The 3,302-nt window shown below is 52.1% G+C and carries 3 protein-coding genes; all 3 read right to left on the reverse strand.

Translation table 11 applies throughout. From position 1 onward, the window contains the following. Positions 1-176 precede the first annotated feature (176 nt). The gene (locus IT585_11910) at positions 177-1,691 is read right to left on the reverse strand and encodes a caspase family protein (GenBank protein ID MCC6963949.1); all 1,515 of its coding nucleotides are present in this window, start codon (positions 1,689-1,691) and stop codon (positions 177-179) included. A 102-nt stretch (positions 1,692-1,793) separates the two neighbouring features. Then, positions 1,794-2,456 (reverse strand): hypothetical protein, encoded by a 663-nt coding sequence (locus tag IT585_11915; GenBank protein MCC6963950.1) that lies wholly within the window; start codon positions 2,454-2,456, stop codon positions 1,794-1,796. 472 nt (positions 2,457-2,928) lie between these two features. After that, positions 2,929-3,246, reverse strand: a complete 318-nt coding sequence (locus IT585_11920) for a CcdB family protein (GenBank protein ID MCC6963951.1) — start codon at positions 3,244-3,246, stop codon at positions 2,929-2,931. Between the last annotated feature and the right edge of the window lie 56 nt (positions 3,247-3,302).

Consider the following 3,302-nt stretch of genomic DNA (forward strand, 5'->3'; position numbering starts at 1 on the left):
CTTTATGTTCTCGGCGCTAACACGATCTCGCTCCTCTGGGGTCATTTGCTCAAGGAACTTCGCGAGATCGGCTCCCTTGGCGCGAACTTCAGTGCTCACACAGACCTACCCTTGGAAATGCATAACGTTCAAGCTCAAAGGCTCGCCGCTTGTGGCGCAATCCCAGGAGCGGAGGGTTAGGCGGTAGGCTTTGAGTCACCAACTACTTCACCGGCCGCGGGGGTTGCTTCGACAGATGTTTCCGACTTTGGCAGGAGCGACTCAAGATAGGTCCTAATGTCGGTTTCCCCACGGGTTTGAGCATCTCTCCAGATAAGTCCAGGATCCTTGACAACGTCTGCCCACGCCTGGGCTTGGTAGCGCCACTGAACATCTGACAGTTCTGGCGTCCGAGAGTCCCATCCGCGCTGAGACAAACGAACGGTTGCCGACAGAACCATCACTTCAGTCAGCGAATGAACGAGACCGATGTAGATCAAGAATGCGGGGAGAGAAGGGTGATCGGAGATAAAAGAAAGTTCAGCGACTTCAAGAGGAAGGGTTTCAGTTGACTCCAATGTTGACGGTCGTTGGCGAGTTACAACAACGAAATCGTCATCGGACATCCCTCCACTTAATAGGCGTCTGCCAAGTCCGATAGAAAGCATTCCGAGAGGGTCTTTGGGGGTTCGTTCTTGGTAAGACTCCTTGTTCACCTTTACGAAATACCGTTTGGCCCACGATTGCTCCTCAGCAAACGCTGCGACCGATCGAGCCTTGGGTATCGATGGAAGCTTGACGTCTGTCTTCACCGACTTAACGTAGAAGTTCTGTACCAGCGGTTCAGCAATGCCGGAAGATACGAGCGCCTCCTTACTGGCTTCGACGGCGCTAAGCACAAGTTTGTGGGCGACAAAGGCTTTATCGCGATCTTCGACCTGAGCTTTGATTAACTGAGCTATAGCTGCTTCAGGCTTTTCCGGTACAAGTGCTTTGGCTCGTGCTGAGGTAAGCGCCTTCATGTCATCGGTCACTGTGCTGAAGACCTCAAGACCAGAGCCTTGGCTCACAAAAAATGGGGTTTGGTCTGGGTCTGATACGAAAGCATCAGCCAATGCAGCCTGTATATCCCGGTAGAGAACCGAGCCATCTTCCTTGGACAGTGCTGCATCAATCCATTTCTTTGTGAAGAAACTTTCGCTTGCGGACGCGTATGAATTTTGGTCTTGCCGACTGGAAGCCATGCAGATAAATGAACCCAGCGAGCTCTTGCTGAGTGCTTTTTCGAAACCTGCACTTGCGTCCTTTATGTAGGGTGATCCGGACTGGCAAGCGTCGATTACCTTTACTGCAACAGCCGGTCTGACACTGCGGAGCAGGTCATCCAGCTCAGCGTTGCTCACGGATGTTGTGGCGGGCCGATTTGAGTCATAGTCAGAGCAGCAAAGCATCGCGTCGTTTTGATACACGCCGTGGCCAGAGAAGTATACGAAGACCTCTTCAATTCCCCCTACCAATTGGTATTTAGCGAAGAACTGACGAAGTGCATCCTTGACTTGACTTGCGTTCGTGTTGTCAACGACAAGTTGGATGTCGTCGTATTTTTTCGTGGCGGCCAGGAGCCGTCTCATGTTTTCGGCATCAAGCCCGCAGGCGGGTAGCGAGGATTCGGACTTATACTTTGCGATGCCAATGAGTATTGCGATGTTCATCGTTGAGCTTCTCCAACTGCGAAACTTACCGCCCAACGTTCCGGTTGAGCCGCCGGAGGGGCGCGTAGCGACCCGAAGGTCGGCTCGAATCGGTGGTTAGAACTATTCGTCATTACCCTCACCGAGATTTAGCATTTGAGATACCTGCTTGTCAGCAAGATTGATAGCGCGGCGAAACACCGACAACAGCAGCTTGGTTTTCATTACCTTATTTCCCTGCGTCCGCTGTTCCAGTAATGCGTCTTGTGACGGTGACAAGCCTAGAACCTTTGTCAGCTGTCCAGAAGCTTCGCCACAGAACTCAATTTGTGCCCGCGTTAGGTTCAGCTGCTCTTTTGCGAGGTTGATTTTTGAAAGATCGAGCTCGACCGACCTCCTTTGAATATTGCGATAGAGCTCGTGGGCGGCATTTATTGAGACGCACAAGGCCTTAACGAAACCTGCCACAGCGAGAGCAGCACCTGCAATTGCAGAAATTTCAATGAACCCCGGTGATGCGTATTGAATGCGCAGGACCTTTGGCCGGCTGGGCGGGGGGATATTGTGGAAAAGTTGGCTAAAAAAATTGACGGTACTAAAGCCGCCACGCCAGGGAAACTTCCCATATATATATTCAATTTCAGACACTCGGTGAGCGGGAAGTTCATCTGATAGGGAATAGGCGAAGCCATAGAGCTGGATATAGTCTCGTGTCATTTCCATTAGCTCTTCGAAGTCCCAGCGACCATAGAGAGCCAGTTTTGCAGTTTTCTCTTGTTTCGCCATAAAGATTCTCAGATGGTTCTGTTAGTTCAAGACGTCAGTATACGGACATCAAGGTCCTGAAATTCTATATTGATCTTGACGCCATGATGCCACTGTATTTATTTGAATGGCAAGTCATTCTTCCAGTGCGTGTCCATTCAATAACCCTCGTTCTCTTGGCGGCTAGCCTGCCTCCTCGTTGCTACTCTACCCTGAGAAGTTTTAGCTGAAAGGAGTGGCCCTTATGGGGCGAGAGCCCTGCAAATCGCCCTCTTTCGCTCGATCAGGTTTCCATAGTCATCCTAGAGATTGTCTGCGGCCACCCGGACACAACTAGTTCCGACACCAACTCTTTTGACTGATTATTGAAGCTGAAAGCGGACAGACAGAATTGAAATAGGCATACCGTGACCGTCCGTAAAGGCCGATTAGGCGACGACCGTGATCAATCCGTTGCAAGCCCTGCGTATCGCAATGCCGCGTTGAACCCGGGCTAAATGCCTGTCAGCAGCAGATCAAGGGCGGCGATGATTTCGTTGCGGTATGCGGAAGCATTGATGACTTCAGGGCCGATCCGCTTGCTTTCGATCCCGGCAAGTTGCGGCGTGAGCATTGCGTAGGATTTGTTGTCGATCTTGAGAACCGGCATGAGGGTTCTGATGAGTTTTCCCTTCATCGCCGAGGCGGGGCAGAGCGGCACGACCACACGCGTGCCGAGGTCGGACAGCAGGTCACTTTGCACGTCCAGCAAGTAAGGCATGAGGGCCTTCGTCTGCGGATTGGGGTTGCGGTGAACGCCGAACTGGGCCATCAGAAGCTCCGCAGCCCGTCGCTGAACACGCCATGCTGCTCGACGTGGGCGTTGTA

The organism is Candidatus Zixiibacteriota bacterium (assembly GCA_020853795.1).
GTDB lineage: Bacteria > Zixibacteria > MSB-5A5 > CAIYYT01 > CAIYYT01 > JADJGC01.

Bases quoted from the DNA above. Each gene is read 5' to 3' on its own strand.
- IT585_11915 (MCC6963950.1), bottom strand. From the start codon at position 2,456: ATGGCGAAACAAGAGAAAACTGCAAAACTGGCTCTCTATGGTCGCTGG.
- IT585_11910 (MCC6963949.1), bottom strand. From the start codon at position 1,691: ATGAACATCGCAATACTCATTGGCATCGCAAAGTATAAGTCCGAATCC.
- IT585_11920 (MCC6963951.1), bottom strand. From the start codon at position 3,246: ATGGCCCAGTTCGGCGTTCACCGCAACCCCAATCCGCAGACGAAGGCC.